We start from the raw sequence: 17,638 nt of genomic DNA on the forward strand, positions 1-17,638 counted from the left end.
GCGTCACCAGACTTTTCCTGAAAGCTTATTCCATTGTCGCAAGCCAGCTTGCTACAAGTTGAGCATCTTCGTCAGATACGTTTTTTTGAGCCGGCATGCCGCCTTTACCATTTTTAATGATATCAACGATTTCATCAGCTGAGTACTTAGACCCTATTTCTGTCAAAGCCGGTCCCATTCCTCCGCCAAGTTCACCGCCGTGGCACTGAGCACAGTTGTTCTGGTACACTTCTTCTGCTGCAGCTGTGTCTACGGTCCCACCGTCACCGCTGTCTGAAGTGCCTTCATCTGTACCTTCGCCGGAATCTTCACCCGTTTGTTCTTCTGTCGTTTCATCGTTTGCGTTGTCATCGGTCGCTCCTTCGTCTCCGCCGCCCCCGCAGGCACTCAAGACGAGGATCAGCCCTAAAAATAGAGCAGATAATAGTTTTTTCATTCTGGTATCCCCTCTCGTATTTTCATGAGATATAGAGATATTATAACCGAGTCATGAAGTTTTGAAACCCTCACCAAGCACTTCGGTGGCATTCATGGCAACGACGAACGCCCCCGGATCAACCGTCTTTACGGTTTGTGTCAATTTGATGAATTCATTCTGTTGGACAACACACATGACGACCCGCCGCTCCTGGTCTGTATATCCACCAGCCCCACTCAATACCGTAACTCCACGGTCGATTTGTTCAAAAATGGCGGCACGCACTTCATTGACTTCATCGGTAATGATCATCACGTTCTTCGATGTGTTCAGTCCAACTTGTACAAAGTCGATTGTCCGACTGGTCGCAAATAACCCTATAAGCGCATAAAGACCTTCTTCGAGTGAGAATACAATCGCCGATGTGAGCACAATCATTCCGTCCAATAAAGCGACACTGATACCAAGTGGTAGATGGGTGAATTTGTGCAGGACTTGTGCGGCCAAGTCGATCCCGCCTGTCGAAGCCCGTCCTCTAAAAACGATGCCAAGACCGAGTCCGACGCCCATTCCACCAAAAATCGCTCCTAGCAATGGATTCGGTGTTGCTGGTGCCATTTCACTCGTCATTAAAACGAACAACGGCAGGGTAACGGTCCCGACAAATGATTTCAGTCCGAAGTTTTTCCCTAAGATGAGAACCCCCATAATGAACAAAGGAATGTTCAATACCCACTGGACAACGCCCGGCTCCCAGCCGAACACGCCTTTTGTGATCGTACTAACACCCGCGACCCCTCCGGAAGCGATGTTATTCGGTAGTAAAAATAAATTGAATGCTAATGCCACAAAAAAGGATCCAAGAATAACCAACCCATAATCCAATGCTTGTCTAAGTGCCGGTGGCATCGGCTCCCGGCGATATTTTTTTGCCATCATCATCATGCTGTTCGACTCTCCCTATGTATCGTTCTCCATAAACCGTAAGGAGTATAACACTAGCAAATTCTCCTGTAAATGAGAGCAGAATAACGTGTTAACACGGTAAAGGAGCAAGATGTCGTATTCCAGTTAGTTTTTGTTTCCTTGGTCCTTCTATACAAAAAGCGGCGAGTCCAGAGACCCGCCGCTTACTTTTATGAGTTCATCGATTCTTGTTTTTCCATAATCTCTGCTAATAGGGCAAGGACATCATCCCGCATGTTTTCCCGTTCCATCGCGATGGCGAGGGTCGTTTTTATAAAGCCGAGCTGGTCACCGACATCAAATCGCTCACCTTCAAACTCGTACCCGTACACAGGCTGATCAAGATTCAAGCGCTCGATTGCGTCTGTCAGCTGGATTTCTCCCCCTCTCCCTTCTTCCTGAGTGGCAAGTAGATCCATGATTTCCGGTGCGAACACATAGCGACCGATAATGGCCAAGTTCGATGGTGCTTCACCGACGGCCGGTTTTTCAACAAAATGCTTCACTTGATAGCGTCTGCCCTCTTGTTTTTCAGGGGCAATGATTCCGTAGCGATCGGTTTCATCTTCCGGGACTTGTTTGACACCGATGACTGAGGATTGTGTTTCTTCATATTGGTCGATCAACTGCTTCAGGCAGGGTTCATCCGAACGAACGATGTCATCTCCAAGCAGCACGGCAAAAGGTTCGTCTCCGATAAACTTACGGGCACACCAGACGGCGTGTCCAAGTCCTTTCGGTTCTTTTTGGCGAATATAATGAATGTCAACTTCAGCGGATTGCTGAACTTCTTCAAGGAGATCAAGCTTTCCTTTTTTATAAAGATTATCCTCAAGTTCAAACGCATGATCAAAATGATCCTCAATCGCACGTTTCCCTTTTCCTGTTACGATGATAATATCCTCGATTCCGGATTGAATCGCTTCTTCTACGATATATTGGATCGTCGGCTTATCGACAACCGGAAGCATTTCTTTCGGCATCGCTTTCGTTGCGGGTAAAAAACGTGTGCCGAGTCCAGCTGCAGGAATGATCGCTTTTTTCACCTTCATTCTTTATTCGCCCCTTTGTATGTAAGATACCTTCATAGTAGCAAAAATAGTGAATACTGAACAGAAAAAAAGACCCCCACCATCGTGAGAGTCTTCTATAATTAACCATCCATTTTCGAGCGGAGGTAGGAGTTGATGAATTTATCAAGGTCCCCATCCATCACGCCTTGGGTATTTCCAACCTCTTCATTCGTACGATGGTCTTTGACCATGGAGTAAGGGTGGAACACGTAAGAACGGATCTGACTTCCCCATCCGATTTCTTTTTGCTCGCCGCGGATATCGTCAAGCTGTTGCTGTTGGCGTTCGATCTCCAGCTGATAAAGCTTCGCCTTCAACATCTTCATCGCTTGTTCACGGTTTTTGATCTGAGAACGTTCAGACTGACATGTCACGACTGTATTTGTCGGCAAGTGCGTAATACGTACGGCAGAGTCTGTCGTGTTGACGTGCTGTCCACCGGCACCACTGGAACGATACGTATCGATCTTCAAGTCCTCTGTCCGAACATCAATCTCAATTTCATCGTTGAACTCTGGCATCACTTCACATGACACGAAGGACGTGTGACGACGGCCGGAAGAATCGAAAGGAGAAATTCTGACGAGACGGTGCACGCCTTTTTCCGCTTTCAAATAGCCATAGGCATTATGCCCTTTAATAAGCAGGGTGACACTCTTCACACCTGCTTCATCCCCAGGAAGATAGTCCATCGTCGAAACAGAAAAACCTTTCTTCTCTGCCCAGCGTGTGTACATACGAAGCAGCATGCTCGCCCAGTCCTGAGACTCGGTACCACCAGCACCCGGGTGAAGCTCAAGAATCGCGTTGTTCTTATCGTAAGGCTCACTCAACAGGATGTTCAGCTCAAATTGGTCAAGGTCTTTCTTCAACTGTTGAACTTCCTGTTCGAGATCTTCACGCAATTCTTCATCGTCTTCTTCTTTGACAAGCTCATAAGAAACTTCCAGATTCTCATGCGTTTCTTCATGATCTTCAAGCGTGTGGACCAACCCTTTCAGTCCATTCACTTCGTCAATGACTTTCTGCGCCGTGTTCTGGTCATCCCAGAAGCCAGGCTCTGTCATTTGTTCTTCTAGTTCTGCAATACGGGTTTTTCTTTGATCGACGTCAAAGAGACCCCCTGAAGTCCGCTAATCGCTTAGCTGTATTATCCAATGCATGGCGGATTTCTGCCATATCCATATCCATCACTCCTATATGATTCTTAACACAAGGGAAGACACCCTCTAGAAAGAGAGTGCCTCAACCTCTTATTTACCGTGACAATTTTTATATTTCTTCCCGCTCCCGCAAGGACATGGATCGTTACGACGGACCTCGTCCTTTTTCACGATCGGGGTTCTTTTCTTCTTCTCTTTATTTTCGCTGCCGCCAGAAACAGCCTGAGCACCTTGAGCCACTTCCTGACGCTGCAGGTTGTTGCGGATTTGTGCCTTCATGACATAGCGGGAGACCTCTTCATCAATATTGGCAACCATCTGTTCAAACATACGGAAACCTTCGAAGTTATATTCACGAAGCGGATCGTTTTGACCGTAGGCACGCAGGTGGATTCCCTGACGCAACTGGTCCATCTGATCGATGTGATCCATCCACTTCTGGTCGACCGTACGAAGCAAGATGACTTTTTCAAACTCACGCATCTGTTCAGGCGTCAGTTCTTCTTCTTTCTCGTCATAACGCTGTTTCACTTTTTCAAGGATCAGCTCCTCCATCTCCTGAGGGTCTTTTCCTTTCAAGTCATCAACCGTTATATCGCCTTCATGCAGCAAGTTTGCACGCAGGTATTCGATGAGGCTTTCGAGCTCCCAGTTTTCTTCTTCCTCATCACTCGTATGAGCTCCTACCGTTTTAGAAACCGTGCGCTCGATCATCTGTTCAATGATTTCACGTAAGTTTTCGGAAGTGAGGACATCATAACGCTGCTTGTAAATGACCTCACGCTGCTGACGCAGGACATCATCGTAAGAAAGAATCGTCTTACGCGCATCGAAGTTGTTTCCTTCTACACGTTTTTGTGCAGATTCAACGGCACGGGAAATCATTTTACTTTCGATCGGCTGAGAATCGTCCATTCCGAGTCTGTCCATCATGCTACGAATGTTGTCAGATGCGAAACGGCGCATCAATTCGTCATCTGTCGCCAAGTAGAACTGGGACATTCCCGGGTCTCCCTGACGGCCGGCACGACCACGCAGCTGGTTATCAATTCGGCGGGATTCGTGACGCTCTGTACCAATGACCGCCAGACCTCCAGCTTCTCTGACACCTTCTCCGAGTTTGATGTCGGTACCACGACCGGCCATGTTCGTCGCGATCGTAACCGCACCTTTCTGACCGGCGTTCTCGATGATTTCCGCTTCACGGAAGTGATTTTTCGCGTTCAAGACGTTATGCGGCACACCCGCTTTCGTCAAGTAACGGGAAATGATTTCGGACGTTTCGACCGCTACCGTACCGACAAGCACCGGCTGACCATTTTCATGGCGTTCCTTAATATCTTCAACAACCGCTTTGAACTTCCCGTCCATCGTCTTGTAAACAAGGTCTGCCTTGTCATCACGGACGATATCACGGTTCGTCGGAATAACGATGACGCGCATGTTATAAATGTTCAGAAATTCCTCTTCCTCGGTCTTCGCTGTACCGGTCATACCGGAAAGCTTTTCATACATACGGAAAAGGTTCTGGAATGTGATGGAAGCAAGTGTCTGGCTCTCATTCTGAATCTCGAGGCCTTCTTTTGCTTCAATCGCCTGGTGCAAGCCGTCACTATAACGGCGGCCTTTCATAAGACGACCAGTGAACTGGTCGACGATAACTACTTCGCCTTCCTCAACGACATAGTCGGTATCCTTCTGCATCGACGTATGCGCCTTAAGCGCCTGGTTGATGTGGTGGATTAAAGATACGTTAGAAAGATCAAACAAGTTCTCGATTTTGAAAAAGCGCTCGGCTTTGTTGATTCCTTCTTCTGTCAGCTGAACGTTCTTCGTTTTTTCATCGTACGTGTAATCTTCTTCATTTGCGAGCAAACGAACGAAAGAGTTCGCTCCCTGATAAAGATCAGCGGATTTTGATGCCGAACCACTGATAATCAACGGTGTACGTGCTTCGTCAATCAGGATCGAGTCGACCTCATCAATGATCGCGAAGTGAAGCGGACGTTGAACCATCTGCTCCTTGTATAGCACCATGTTGTCACGCAAGTAGTCGAATCCGAACTCATTGTTCGTACCATACGTAATATCCGCTAGGTAGGCTTCACGCTTCTCATCCTTCGACATACCGTTTGAGTTTAATCCCACGGTCAGTCCAAGGAATTGGAAAAGCTCGCCCATTTCTGTCGCGTCACGGCTCGCCAAATAATCGTTGACCGTGATGATGTGTACGCCTTTTCCAGTAATCGCGTTCAAGTATGCAGGCATCGTTGACGCCAGTGTTTTACCTTCACCGGTTTTCATCTCGGCGATGTTTCCCTCATGAAGGGCTATAGCTCCCAGCAGTTGGACACGGAACGGGCGCATTTCAAGCACACGTTTAGAAGCTTCACGTACGACCGCGAAAGCTTCGACCAACATATCATCTAAATCTTCGCCATTTTGATAGCGTTCTTTAAATTCTTCTGTCTTATTTTTTAACTCATCATCAGACATTTTTTCGATTTGCGATTCCATCGCGTCGATGTCATCTGCGATTTTTTCCAATTGCTTCAATTGACGTGTATTTCCATCGCCAAAGATCTTCTTTAAAGTACCAAGCATTGCAACCGCTCCTCTGTTGATTTCCGAACTTCGGTTGAATAGTTTAATCCTCTATTATCATAACACTAAGAGAAGCGGCCTGACAATCTATGACATAGGACCAGGGACACCGGTGAAGGAATTATGTAGAGGGAGTAAAAGAGAGGGGACGTTCGCGGATCATCTGGTGCTCAACACCAAGCTGTCTGCGGTCCAAGTCGGTAATGCGACGATTTGTCGCTCCGATGATTTCCACGAGCTGAGCGATCGTTTCTTCCTGCTGATTCAAGCGCTTATAGATGTACTCACATTCCTTGCTATTCATGCTATCACCTCCTGTTGAATCCTTTATACTACGAATTCACAAAATGGGCGAGCGCTCAAAATTCCATTTTAGGTCCCTAAATATGATGAAAAACTGATTTTCCCCTAGTAAATTTCTCTTTTCCCTTACCAATTTATAAGAAATCAAAAAAACGCCCCTGCCGTAGCAGAGGCGCTTACTCTATCAACCTATCAAGTTTCAATCAAACCATAACGGCCGTCACGACGTTTATAAACAATGTTCGTTTCATCTGTATTTGCGTTTGTGAATACAAAGAAGTTGTGACCAAGCATATCCATCTGCAATGCCGCTTCTTCACTATCCATCGGTTTCAAATCAAAACGCTTCGTTTTCACGATTTCAACATCAAATTCATCATCAATCGTTTGTGTTTGGTATTGCTGCGCCTCGCGTTCAAGCTCGGCAAAGACGTGTTTCGGAGCACCCTCTTGTCGGAACTTACGATTCACTTTCGTTTTATGCTTGCGAATTTGTCGTTCCAATTTATCTACCACAAGGTCGATGGCAGCGTATAGATCTGTGTTGTGTTCCTCAGCACGAAGAAGTAGATTCTTCATCGGAATGGTGACCTCGATTGTCTGCTCATCATTATAGACACTTAAATTAACGTGTACCTCGGAAGACGGCGGAGTGTCAAAGTAGCGTTCAAGCTTGCTCACCTTTTTCTCCACATATTCTTTAATAGAATCCGTCACTTCCAAGTTTTCACCACGAATGTTGTATTGTAGCATTAGAAGTGTCCTCCTTTCATCCTTATGTGATATATATTCTATCATACCCACGCCCTTTCCTGCATAAACTTTCTAAATATTTTGTCATATTTGTGTCGGTAATTGTTGGAAGATGTACCTTTGAATAGAAATGGTGGCCTTTTCTACATGGTAATTTGTCAATTTACTAGATAAAAAAGGAGCCCATGTAGAACGGACTCCTCAAATATTTATTCATAAATAGACTTGATATCTTCCTCTACGCCTTCATCAACGGCTGCGTCTCCACCAAAGATCTGGAAGTATGTCGTTTGATGATCAATAAAATACTGCTTCACTTCTTCATCAAGCTTACTTTTCGGTGTTAACAGCAATGGCTCTTTCACTCCATGTACAGACCCGGCTAAGGCATCTGCGAAGTTTGAACCTGTGGCAAGACCTACGGACTGCGTCTCCATATCAAAGTACTTCGCAACAGCTAAGGAAGTCGCATACCGATCTTTCCCTGATATACGATCCGCATTTGGAAGCTGACGGTACACCTTATCACTAACGACACCTGTCCCCCCAACGACATAAGTCTGGTCGTAATTATCAAGAACGTTCTCTGTGGCCGCTGGTATGCTTTCTTTTTTCGTTAAAAGAATCGGCATCGCTTTTCCGGCCGCTGCAGGAGCGATGGAGAGAGCATCTGGAAAATTGCCACCATAAGCAACCACAGCCTCATCGGATGCAGATAGGTGTTCCGCAATGGCTACCGACGTTTCGTAACGGTTCTTTCCAGAGATCCGCTCAACATCAAGGTTCAGTTCATCCTTGATATAATCTTCTACGTCTTCAGATACCGCGCCTGTGCCCCCAAGGATGGTGACATGTTCAGCATCCAATGTCGATAAAGTCTGTTCTGTTATATCCGGCAATTTTTCCTTTCGTGTTAACAGAATAGGAGCATCCAGGTGTTCCGCAAGTGGTGCACCTGCAAGAGCATCCGGAAAGTCCTGTCCTGTTGCCAGTACGACATTCTTGGAAGGAATCCGACTGCTGTCCTGTCTTGCAATGTTTGCCGCCGTCCAGTAGCGGTCTACTCCCCAATAACGGGTGATTCTCGGGTATTTTGCAGCAACTTCGGAAGCTAACGTATAAGGAACCCCATTATCCAAATTGGCTTCGTCCATAACTTTTACATAATAGATTCCTGGATCTAAAAAGAATCCACCACTATATCCGTATTCATTGTTATATTCGGAGTAGCCGGCGACTACTTTTCCATCGGCATCGTACAATTCCGCGTCTAAATCCATCTCTGTGCTATAAGCACCATCCACTATAGAATATAACGCTAAATGAAATTCAACTCGATGATCCCCATCGATTTCAAATGTGAAATAGTCTTCATCTTCATCTGTCAAATATCCTTGCGCCCACCTATTCTGTTCCATTGAGTTCGCTGCATCGATAGAGTCATTTGGTTCTACTTCCTCATAATCTTCCACGGTACTCGCCTCTAAAGATACACGATCCGTATGTATAGTAGAACGCTTCGAATCCTCACCCACCTCTGCAGACACTTCTCCTACAGGATTCATAAGTAGACCAGCCGATAACAATAAAGTTGCGGCCATTCCTGTCACTTTCCACATCTATTCGTTCCCCTTTCCTATGTAAAAATGTAGGGTGAACCTAGCAATTATTCATTCACCCATCCACTGTGGGATTATATAGGAGATTTATCTCAAAATCTACCATAAAAAAAGAAACATCCGTCAAGGATGCTTCTTCTAATGAGCGATATAAGGTTTCACAAATGCTTCCATACGAGTCCGCCAACTTTCAAATGCAGGGACCACATGCTCCACTAGCAAATGATGTTTTTCTTGTGCGGTGTCATGCTCGAACCACCCTTGCAGATGATTGACGATTCCGTGAAAATCAAGGACTAAAGCCTGAAGTTCTTCGTTCCCTTTAAAAAGGATCTCCATCTGATCGTGGGTGCGACTGATTTGTTCCAAGCTAAGGAGTACATCCTGGAACACTTGCTTGGCCATTGGTGTCTCTTCTGTTTTCATATGGTCTTCTAAATACTTGAGCCCTTCACTGATGGTACTTAACAGCTCATCATATCGATCCAGCATTTCGTGTTGTTCTGCTGTTAGTTCTGCCAAAAAATCACCTATTCTACTTTTTATGGTCTACATATGTTCCATCGTAACCAGAAACGCTCTGGTACGGGTTGATGTAGCGTTGTTTGCTGGATTTCTGCTTCTTCATGTTCCTCATATCACGTTTTAATCCAGAAAAAAGAAACTCTAGCTTCTGATTGATCCTCAAATCCCGTTGGAGGACTTCTTGAACCATCACTTTTTCCTCATCAACAGGTTGAGTCAAGTCCCTAAGCATGGTCTCTCTCTGATCCAGAAGCCCCTCGACCTGCTCCACGATGGAGGCTCGATTTTTTTCGTGAATGGGACGGTGAACGAGCTCATCCAATTCCTTTGTGATTGATAAAAAATCAGCCCAACCACTCATCAAGCATTGCCACCTTGTCCATACTGAGACTTACGCGCTTCCAGAATGACCTGTTTCCACGTATCCCTGAATTCCTCAACAAGCCCCTGAACCTCATCCAAGATTTCCGCATCATTTGCCGTATTCGCTTCCATCAACCGTCGGTTCATGTAATCGTACAGCGGCATGATCTCTTTCGTGATGGCATACTGTTGATCCATGGTCACCATCAATTCCTGAATGATCTTCTGAGCCTTTTGGATGTTGGTATTCTTTTTCTCGATTTCTTTATTTTCCATAGACTTCCTTGCCACTTTAATGAACTTGATGCATCCATTATAAAGCATCAGCGTCAATTCGCCAGGAGAAGCCGTTTCTACTGAATTATTTTGATAGGCTTGAATAGACATCTAGCCAACACTCCCTTTTCCATTAACCAAAGTTCTGCATAATATAGGCAGATTGCTGGTTCATTCTCTGAATCGCTTTTTCCATCGCACCGAACTCACGCCAATACCGGTCTTCAATTTGAACCAAACGATCCTCAAAATCATCCATTTCTTTATTTAGATCCTCAATCCGACGCCCAAGCAAGAAGCTGTTATCTACAGTAGTAGATTTTCCAGCTTTCTTTTCTATCGACTGGACGGTGTTATCAATGGTCTGCTCTAATCTACGGGCGACACCAGGATTCGCATCCGTTCCTGAAAATAATTTGTGAACAGACTCCGGATCCTGACTCAAGGCTGTCCTCAATTCATCTTCATCAATGAATAGTTTGCCCCCATCTCGATAGTTGGCGGAAGTTGTAATTCCAATTTCAGACATCATCGTGAGAGCTCCGTCATTTTCTACCGGCGTGTACCAGTTCGTACGCATCTGATTCAATCCGCCTTCGATAACCGAATCATTCTTGAGCATTCCACTTTTAGCTTTTTCTTCCCAAAGTTCAATCTCCCGCTCTTCCATGTCCTCTTTCTGCTTTTCTGTAAGAGGAGGAAAGTCACGGTATCTCTTCTCATCTGTCTTTTCATTAAGATCTTCGATGACTTTGTTGTATTTATCAACGAATTCAACAATTTTATCGACAGCATCATCGACGTTGTTGGAGACATTAACTTTGACATTTCCGTCTGTGACATCGTTGAACTGGAAGTTGACCCCATTCAACGTGTATTGATTCGAATGCGACGTGATCTTCAAACCATTGTTATACGTGAACTTGGCATCTTCTCCACCTTTTTCATTCAACTTCCACGTTCCGGAAGAGTTATCGCCATTCTTAATATCTAAAGTGGACGCTAAAAACTCCGCATTTCCATCAAAGCCGATTTCAGCTCCTAAAAAAACATTTTCATCCTGGTTAAAGTTACCCGTCACTGTTCGTTCAATCATCACTTGATCCGCGCTTTTATCGTAAAAAGCACGTACACCTAAATCAGAATCGCTGATTTCTGAAAGGATCTCGTTCAGCGATTTACCTCCTGTGACGTCAAAAGACTGGGTATTCTTTGAACCGTCTTCGTTGTATGTAGTAATAGAGAACGTTTCTCCAAGCGTTAGTCCGTGTTTAAAATTTCCTGTCTGTGTACTTAGGTTGGCATTAGGATCCAGCGTTTTCCCATCTGTTGTAATCGGGTTTCTGCTGTAATTATAGGCCGAAGTCGCCACCTGTTCCACACTTAGCGTATAGTCACCATTTCCCGAGGCAGAAGTAGCTGTCGCTGAAACAGCAGAATTGGAAGAGGTCACATTTTTTGCATTGAACGTCCGCTCCAACTTCATATCAAAAGCAAGCGTGTCCAGTTCACTCAACTGCTTATTCACATCCCGATATGCATCTCTCTGCCACGTCAGCCATTCACGGTCCTGCTCCATCTTATTCAACGGCTGGCGCTCAGCGCGCATCAAATCATTGACAAGCTTGTCTATATCCATGCCGGAAGCCAAGCCCCCAATTCGCATATCACTCATCTTTTCACCTACTTATATTTTATCATCCACCATAATTCTAATAGATTCTATAATTGAAGCATGCATGTCAAGCATCTTTCCAGAGGTGGGATTTCTTTGATAACCTGCTCTGTTTGGTTATCTACAATGGTTACATAATATTCTTCAAGCTTTTCATGGAATTGGAAGCGGAGCGATGTCTCCAGCTTTTTCAATATTTCATTCATACTAACTGTTGCTTTCATTAGCTTCTCTTTTTGATCTAAGTTTGGAAGCTCATGTTTTGATACTTCAATCTTATTTGTTTTCTCCTGAACTGATGAACGAACACCATGTTATTCTTGATTTCTCTGCAGGAGTTGTGAGCGGGATGAAATACTTTTCACATTCACCTTCAACAACTCCCTAACATATGTAGTTTCTTTTAATATCGGTCGGAAGTAGATATTGTTAAGTAGATTAATAAATGAACAGGAGGATTTCTTAGAAAAGAGCAGGTATAAAACATGAAAAACAATACATAAAAAAAGAACCTCATAATTGAGGTCCTTTTTAAAGAATATATTAACGTAGAAGTTGAAGTACTCCTTGTGGCTGTTGATTTGCTTTCGCAAGCATCGCTTGAGAAGCTTGTGCAAGGATACTTTGTTTCGTTTGATTCATCATTTCTTTCGCCATCGTGCGAACATTTACTTTCATAAATGACCAGACTATATCTTCACCCTTTTTTTAAAGGGGTCGGGCACTTCGGATTCACAATGCTGATGACCATTGTTTCACCTACGGATTTCATCACCTAACACGGTGGTTTACCCTAGTCGTTGAACCTTCTCCACTTTTTCAAGACAGGAGCTTGGCTGCTGATTGCCCAATCTTTTCTTTTTTTCACCATCACGCTTGTCGTTTCCAACTACGCTGTGGTAAGAAAAGCTCTAAGGGGTTTCCAGCAATTCACCCGATTATGATCGCTAACCGTTACCAGTTAGGACGACTGTGCTCTTAACTACTTACGCAGCTTGAGCATAATCAACGTCGCGGATACGAGATTCCGCAGCAGTTAGGTTCTCACTTGTAGTACCTAAGTTATTAATAGTATGGTCCAAGCGATTTTGGTAAGCACCTAATTTCGAACGCTCTCCAGACACAGTGTCTATGGCTGCTTGTATAGTGTCCATAGCAGTACGAGCATTCGCTGCACTAGATACATCAACTGAAGTAGTATTCAGAGAATCAGAATCAGAATTGATTTTTGCAATACTGATTCCCAACCTTTGAGATACATCATTTTCGGCACCAATTTGAATATTCTTCGCGCCAGATGCACCTGTGGCTATTACCCCTGCAGTACCACCACCATTAGTTGTTGCTGCTAATGTAGCTACATCCCAATCATCATTGACCGTGATTTTAACTCCTAATTTATCGAAGTTAAGGACCCCTGCAGTATTATCTGATAAATTCACCTCTTGTACATCACCAGTTGTACCATTAGTCAAGCTCACATCACCGGTTGTACCAGCTGCGATTGTATAATTAGTAGAAGCATCTGCTCCACCAACATCGATAGAGACAACTCCATCACTACCTTCAGCTAAACCAGAACTACCTAGTTGCACTCCGAAAGTACCATCTAAGAGTGTCTCTCCATTAAATTTTGTAGCAGATCCAATACGGTCTACTTCACTATTAAGTTGTGTAATTTCATCAGAAATTGCAGTTCTATCATTACTTGACAGAGTTTCATTGGAAGCCTGTGTTGCAAGCTCGTTCATACGCTGAAGGATTGAGTGTGTTTCATTAAGAGCACCTTCAGCTGTTTGAATCATAGAGATACCATCCTGAGCGTTACGTTGCGCTTGATCCAAACCACGAATTTGCCCACGCATCTTTTCAGAAATAGCCAGGCCTGCTGCATCATCGGATGCGTTGTTAATTCGTAATCCTGAAGAGAGTTTCTCCATTGATCCTGACATAGCGTTATTTGCAGAACCTAACTGACGGTAAGTATTCAACGCAGCAATATTGTGATTAATTCTCATCTTAAAAATTCCTCCTTGAAATAAGTGACCCCACATCCTTGTGTGGTCCTCTAGTTACAAAACAAAGCCGGCCGACATTGTAATGTTTCACATTACTTATATCGACCGACTTCAAAAAGGTTTTAATCTTTTTTTTTATTTTTTAATAGATCCAACAAATCACTAGAAATTTGCGCCGCTTCCGCATTCTCTTTTTTTATAGCTAAATAAACTTCCTGACGATGAATCCCAACGTTTTTAGGCGCTTCAATCCCCAACTTCACCTGACCACCTTCTACACCCACGACGGTAATCGTAATGTCATCTCCTACTCGAACTGATTCTCCCTCTTTGCGATTAAGGACGAGCATGAGACTCACCACCTTTTACAGAAGGCGTCAAAGGATGCTTTGTTCGGTAATCCAATTGATTTAATATCAACTGTTTTGCTTTACGCTGCTTGGTATTCATCACAATAGGAGCTTGCAGATTAATCGTTGATTTTTCAAAAGGATCTCTCAAAGTAACGACATTATATATTGCGATATCTTCCTGGCTTTGAATCCCCAAATCCTCAGGATCGATATCAAATTCATAATTCTTATAAAAATGGTAAGGGTTTGTTACGATCAAGCATACTCCGGCTTCTTTTACTGACTGTAAAGCAAAATATGCACCCAACTCATCTACAGGAAGAAGTACAAAAGAGTGATAGTTTTCAAAACCCGGAAGACCATTCGAAAACTCGATACATTCGTTATCTCTTACCTCAATCTCACCAAAATACTTTGTTTTCATTTTCATTCTTACACCTTCCAATCAATCTGTAATTCAGGCATTTGATTCATTGTGATATCAACACTTCCTGAACGGTAGTAATGTTCAGGGTCTCGCTTTATCGTTTCAATCACAGGTTTGCTACGTTGAATGTCTATTTGTGCTTCTTGGGGCTGGTAATTAATATCCAAGAGGTCGTAAACCGGCTTTCCGCCAGGATCGAAAGTAAAATCATACCCAGCGTTTCTTTCAGCTTGGGCAGCCATAGGATTCCCTCCGTTTTCAATGCGCATTAACTCATCACCTTCGTTAGAAACACGAGCAATGCCTTCCAACCATCGATTCCTTGCAATCCCCGAAAGCTCTTCCGTTCGAACAAAAACACTTTTCAAATCTAGATTGTGCCAAGCATTAGTCTGATCAACCGTCAACTTTCCTAGCCTTTGTCTGACATTCATTTCCGCTTCCGGCTGCTGGATTGACTGTTCGGGCTTATATTGCCTAATCGTCTGCTCTGGCTTTTGAATATGGAGACCAATCTTTCCTTGTGTAGATTGAATGTGCAGTTTGGGAATGTTCATCATGACTCCTCACTTTCCTATGAGGTTACTAAAAAGAAAAACAAGACTGCCCCTGAAGGAGACAGCCTTTATCTTAGAAAATCCATCAGTGTCGGCTGGATGATCCTGGCTCCGACGCCCATAGCCGCTCTGTGGACACTTTCTTGTGTTTTTAAATCCGTAATCACTTTTTCAATGTCAGCATCTTCATTGTCCGACATCATTTTTGTTGCACTGACCTTTTGGGTCTCCAAACGATCTTCTACCAATTCAACACGGTTCATACGGGCTCCAAGGTCCGCCCGTTCGTTGACGACATTTCCGGTGTGACCATCAAACTTGTCTAGAAAATCACTTATTTCTTCGTTGGCGGTATCTCCTTCTAATGCTTGTGCAAATTCCTCCAGATCTTTGAAGAGTTCTTGATTAAACACACGGCCAGGCAAAACATTCGTCTGTAGTTTGACACCGGAAGAGACTTCGATTCTCACTTCATCTGCTCCCGTAGCAGGAGGAATGACGGTACCCTCCAAAGCCTCCATATTTTCAAACGGAGGTTTTGTAGTATTGGTGCCATTGAATATGTACTTATCATTCACTTTCGTATTTGCAATTGTGCCCAGGTGTTCTTTCAGCTGGCGGATTTCTTTGGCAATGTTTTCCCGCTGTCCTTCTTCATACGTATCGTTGCTTGCCTGTACGGTAAGTTCGCGAACACGCTGCATCGCCTGCGTGGCTTTATCTAACGCAGAATCACTATTGTCCATCCAGTTGTGCACTTCTGCGATGTTACGTTGAAACTGCTCCACTTCGGTCACTTGCTGACGATAGTTGATTCCCTTCATGGCTACAACCGGATCTTGAGAAGGACGGGAAATCTTTTTACCTGTCGATAATTGATCCTGGTATTTCCCCATTTCCGCGTAGCTGTTGCTCAAATTGCGCAGCATATTATTGGATAACATCGATTGCGTCACGCGCATCAGTCATTCACCTACCTTCCTACTCGTCCCATTTGATTAATGATTTTATCCAGCATTTCATCGACGACTGTTATATTCCGTGCGGCTGCGTTGTAAGCATGTTGAAACTTAATCATGTTCGACATCTCTTCATCAAGAGAAACAGAACTGACGGATTGACGCTGTTCATTCACGGAAGCTTTTAACGTACCTGCATTCCTTGACATCCGCTCCGCTTCTTGCGTTTCCACTGCCATTGTCCCGATCATCGATTCGTAGTAACTGTTCATGGAGGTTTCTTCACCAAAGTAATCGCCATTGGCATTGTTTTGCACTTCTGATAGCGCTAAGGCATTTTCACCGTTACCTGATTGATTCAAAGCTGCTGCCGCAATGTGATCTCCATCAGCTCTGATCTCATTAGAAATTTTCAAAGTACCTGCAAGACCTTCGACAACTTCTCCTGTTGCAGGATTCGCTACACCGATATCAAAAAAATTGGGTACTTCCGCGCTGTCCCCACTGACGGTATTCAGCGACTCCCCTCGCTTATGGACTTCATTAAACGAAAGCGCAAAGCCTGTGGCCATCCGGTCCAAATCCGTGAGCATCTGTTGGTACGTACCTTTAGGTTCCCCATCTTGCATGTAACCTCCCGACTCAATGAGACCCTTTAACTTGCCTTGGGAAGAAAAGTCTTCCACAGAATAAGCATCTGCATCACCGAGTTGAATACCGCTTGCATGTGGACCTCCATTTTCATACTGGACGTCTATTCTATTGACTGTATTCGTTGCTCTATCAATAAGGACAGCTTCCGGTTGTAGAGGCTTTCCATCACGATCAACAATCGTGACCGAGGCTTTTCCCATTGCTAAAGGGTCAGCAGAAGATGGCGCATCTTCATATTTCACGTCGATGTTGACGTGCTGGGATAACTGATCGAGCAGGCGATCCCTCTCATCATACAAGTCATTTGGCACCATGCCATGTGGTTCGACTTCTGCGATTTGTTGATTGACACGGTTCACTTGATTGGCTAATGAATTAATCTCTTTAACCGTTACGCCTGTCTCCCGTTTTATATCTTTTTGTTGAGCCTGTAGAGTGTTGGATAGATAATTGAATGTTTCCGCAACGGCTTCTCCCCGTTGCCGTACAACAGAACGGGCACCAGAATCTTCCGGGTTCACCGATAAGTCCTGAAGCGATTCCCAAAAACGGTCCATCGTTCGTGCGAGACCGTCATCAGAGGGCTCATTCATGACTGCTTCGAGGCGTCCTAAAGCAGAGGAACGTGTATCATAATAACCGGCCTTGCTGTTTTCGCCCCTGTACTGAAAATCAAGATACCCGACACGGACTCTCTCAATTGAACCCGCCTGTACACCACTTCCAACTTGTCCTGGAATCTCCGGACGGTTTCTCGACGCTGGTGGATAAGGTCCCGTCTGTTCAAAGTTGACACGCTGTCTCGTGTACCCATCTGTATTTGCATTGGCAATATTATGCCCTGTCGTATATAAAGCGGATTGTTGTGTGAAAAGCCCGCGCTTCGCTACTTCCAATCCGTGAAACGTAGATCCCATATGATTGCTCCTCTA

The 17,638-nt window shown here is 44.4% G+C and carries 19 protein-coding genes and 1 pseudogene; all 20 read right to left on the reverse strand.

Translation table 11 applies throughout. The features are described from left to right. Window positions 1-25 precede the first annotated feature (25 nt). On the reverse strand, window positions 26-436 hold the full coding sequence (gene cccB / locus HFA01_RS13135) for a cytochrome c551 (RefSeq protein ID WP_146816958.1): 411 nt from the start codon (window positions 434-436) through the stop codon (window positions 26-28). 51 nt (window positions 437-487) lie between these two features. Beyond that, the gene (locus HFA01_RS13140) at window positions 488-1,327 is read right to left on the reverse strand and encodes a YitT family protein (protein WP_371860342.1); all 840 of its coding nucleotides are present in this window, start codon (window positions 1,325-1,327) and stop codon (window positions 488-490) included. A 227-nt stretch (window positions 1,328-1,554) separates the two neighbouring features. Then, entirely contained in the window at window positions 1,555-2,436 is an 882-nt protein-coding gene (gene galU / locus HFA01_RS13145) for a UTP--glucose-1-phosphate uridylyltransferase GalU (RefSeq protein WP_146816962.1), read from the reverse strand. Window positions 2,437-2,537: 101 nt separating this feature from the next. Next, window positions 2,538-3,642, reverse strand: a protein-coding gene (prfB, locus tag HFA01_RS13150; RefSeq protein WP_146816965.1) for a peptide chain release factor 2 whose coding sequence is annotated in 2 segments (ribosomal slippage) — window positions 2,538-3,569 and window positions 3,571-3,642 — 1,104 coding nt in all. Because the reading frame shifts where the segments join, the coding sequence is not laid out codon by codon here. A 68-nt stretch (window positions 3,643-3,710) separates the two neighbouring features. Further along, the gene (gene secA / locus HFA01_RS13155) at window positions 3,711-6,224 is read right to left on the reverse strand and encodes a preprotein translocase subunit SecA (protein ID WP_146816967.1); all 2,514 of its coding nucleotides are present in this window, start codon (window positions 6,222-6,224) and stop codon (window positions 3,711-3,713) included. Window positions 6,225-6,345: 121 nt separating this feature from the next. Next, window positions 6,346-6,528 (reverse strand): hypothetical protein, encoded by a 183-nt coding sequence (locus HFA01_RS13160; protein ID WP_146816970.1) that lies wholly within the window; start codon window positions 6,526-6,528, stop codon window positions 6,346-6,348. 191 nt (window positions 6,529-6,719) lie between these two features. Next, on the reverse strand, window positions 6,720-7,280 hold the full coding sequence (hpf, locus tag HFA01_RS13165; protein ID WP_146816972.1) for a ribosome hibernation-promoting factor, HPF/YfiA family: 561 nt from the start codon (window positions 7,278-7,280) through the stop codon (window positions 6,720-6,722). A gap of 209 nt (window positions 7,281-7,489) precedes the next feature. Continuing rightward, entirely contained in the window at window positions 7,490-8,899 is a 1,410-nt protein-coding gene (locus HFA01_RS13170; protein WP_146816974.1) for a cell wall-binding repeat-containing protein, read from the reverse strand. Window positions 8,900-9,037: 138 nt separating this feature from the next. Next, entirely contained in the window at window positions 9,038-9,421 is a 384-nt protein-coding gene (locus HFA01_RS13175) for a DUF8042 domain-containing protein (protein WP_146816976.1), read from the reverse strand. A gap of 13 nt (window positions 9,422-9,434) precedes the next feature. After that, on the reverse strand, window positions 9,435-9,785 hold the full coding sequence (fliT, locus tag HFA01_RS13180) for a flagellar protein FliT (RefSeq protein ID WP_146816978.1): 351 nt from the start codon (window positions 9,783-9,785) through the stop codon (window positions 9,435-9,437). Beyond that, window positions 9,785-10,174, reverse strand: coding sequence for a flagellar export chaperone FliS (gene fliS / locus HFA01_RS13185; protein ID WP_146816980.1), 390 nt, complete (start codon window positions 10,172-10,174; stop codon window positions 9,785-9,787). Before fliS ends, fliT begins: the two co-directional genes overlap by 1 nt. A gap of 22 nt (window positions 10,175-10,196) precedes the next feature. After that, window positions 10,197-11,738: a flagellar hook-associated protein 2 gene (locus tag HFA01_RS13190; protein ID WP_146816982.1), complete on the reverse strand. Its 1,542-nt coding sequence runs from the start codon at window positions 11,736-11,738 to the stop codon at window positions 10,197-10,199. A 47-nt stretch (window positions 11,739-11,785) separates the two neighbouring features. Next, window positions 11,786-12,025, reverse strand: a pseudogene (locus HFA01_RS13195) (flagellar protein FlaG); the annotation flags it as partial. Between the two features lie 256 nt (window positions 12,026-12,281). After that, a complete protein-coding gene (locus tag HFA01_RS13200) occupies window positions 12,282-12,416 on the reverse strand; it encodes a flagellin (RefSeq protein ID WP_051353266.1) in 135 nt (44 codons plus the stop codon). 308 nt (window positions 12,417-12,724) lie between these two features. After that, window positions 12,725-13,756 (reverse strand): flagellin N-terminal helical domain-containing protein, encoded by a 1,032-nt coding sequence (locus HFA01_RS13205; RefSeq protein ID WP_146816986.1) that lies wholly within the window; start codon window positions 13,754-13,756, stop codon window positions 12,725-12,727. 122 nt (window positions 13,757-13,878) lie between these two features. After that, window positions 13,879-14,106 carry a carbon storage regulator CsrA gene (gene csrA, locus HFA01_RS13210; protein WP_146816988.1) on the reverse strand — a complete coding sequence of 76 codons (228 nt, stop codon included), beginning with the start codon at window positions 14,104-14,106 and terminating at the stop codon, window positions 13,879-13,881. Continuing rightward, entirely contained in the window at window positions 14,093-14,539 is a 447-nt protein-coding gene (fliW, locus tag HFA01_RS13215) for a flagellar assembly protein FliW (RefSeq protein ID WP_146816990.1), read from the reverse strand. Before fliW ends, csrA begins: the two co-directional genes overlap by 14 nt. A gap of 2 nt (window positions 14,540-14,541) precedes the next feature. Further along, entirely contained in the window at window positions 14,542-15,093 is a 552-nt protein-coding gene (locus tag HFA01_RS13220) for a DUF6470 family protein (RefSeq protein WP_146816992.1), read from the reverse strand. A gap of 68 nt (window positions 15,094-15,161) precedes the next feature. Next, entirely contained in the window at window positions 15,162-16,055 is an 894-nt protein-coding gene (gene flgL, locus HFA01_RS13225; protein ID WP_146816994.1) for a flagellar hook-associated protein FlgL, read from the reverse strand. An 11-nt stretch (window positions 16,056-16,066) separates the two neighbouring features. Further along, window positions 16,067-17,623, reverse strand: a complete 1,557-nt coding sequence (gene flgK / locus HFA01_RS13230; RefSeq protein ID WP_146816996.1) for a flagellar hook-associated protein FlgK — start codon at window positions 17,621-17,623, stop codon at window positions 16,067-16,069. Between the last annotated feature and the right edge of the window lie 15 nt (window positions 17,624-17,638).

Source organism: Halobacillus faecis (assembly GCF_007991335.1).
GTDB classification, from domain to species: Bacteria; Bacillota; Bacilli; order Bacillales; family Halobacillaceae; genus Halobacillus; species Halobacillus faecis.

Excerpts from the sequence above, each read along its gene's own strand:
- fliS (WP_146816980.1), bottom strand. The coding sequence starts at position 10,174 with ATGTCTATTCAAGCCTATCAAAATAATTCAGTAGAAACGGCTTCTCCT.
- HFA01_RS13200 (WP_051353266.1), bottom strand. The coding sequence starts at position 12,416 with ATGAAAGTAAATGTTCGCACGATGGCGAAAGAAATGATGAATCAAACG.
- HFA01_RS13140 (WP_371860342.1), bottom strand. The coding sequence starts at position 1,327 with ATGCCACCGGCACTTAGACAAGCATTGGATTATGGGTTGGTTATTCTT.
- flgK (WP_146816996.1), bottom strand. The coding sequence starts at position 17,623 with ATGGGATCTACGTTTCACGGATTGGAAGTAGCGAAGCGCGGGCTTTTC.
- fliW (WP_146816990.1), bottom strand. The coding sequence starts at position 14,539 with ATGAAAATGAAAACAAAGTATTTTGGTGAGATTGAGGTAAGAGATAAC.
- galU (WP_146816962.1), bottom strand. The coding sequence starts at position 2,436 with ATGAAGGTGAAAAAAGCGATCATTCCTGCAGCTGGACTCGGCACACGT.
- HFA01_RS13205 (WP_146816986.1), bottom strand. The coding sequence starts at position 13,756 with ATGAGAATTAATCACAATATTGCTGCGTTGAATACTTACCGTCAGTTA.
- csrA (WP_146816988.1), bottom strand. The coding sequence starts at position 14,106 with ATGCTCGTCCTTAATCGCAAAGAGGGAGAATCAGTTCGAGTAGGAGAT.
- fliT (WP_146816978.1), bottom strand. The coding sequence starts at position 9,785 with ATGAGTGGTTGGGCTGATTTTTTATCAATCACAAAGGAATTGGATGAG.
- HFA01_RS13160 (WP_146816970.1), bottom strand. The coding sequence starts at position 6,528 with ATGAATAGCAAGGAATGTGAGTACATCTATAAGCGCTTGAATCAGCAG.
- cccB (WP_146816958.1), bottom strand. The coding sequence starts at position 436 with ATGAAAAAACTATTATCTGCTCTATTTTTAGGGCTGATCCTCGTCTTG.
- HFA01_RS13190 (WP_146816982.1), bottom strand. The coding sequence starts at position 11,738 with ATGAGTGATATGCGAATTGGGGGCTTGGCTTCCGGCATGGATATAGAC.
- HFA01_RS13170 (WP_146816974.1), bottom strand. The coding sequence starts at position 8,899 with ATGTGGAAAGTGACAGGAATGGCCGCAACTTTATTGTTATCGGCTGGT.
- secA (WP_146816967.1), bottom strand. The coding sequence starts at position 6,224 with ATGCTTGGTACTTTAAAGAAGATCTTTGGCGATGGAAATACACGTCAA.
- HFA01_RS13220 (WP_146816992.1), bottom strand. The coding sequence starts at position 15,093 with ATGAACATTCCCAAACTGCACATTCAATCTACACAAGGAAAGATTGGT.
- flgL (WP_146816994.1), bottom strand. The coding sequence starts at position 16,055 with ATGCGCGTGACGCAATCGATGTTATCCAATAATATGCTGCGCAATTTG.
- hpf (WP_146816972.1), bottom strand. The coding sequence starts at position 7,280 with ATGCTACAATACAACATTCGTGGTGAAAACTTGGAAGTGACGGATTCT.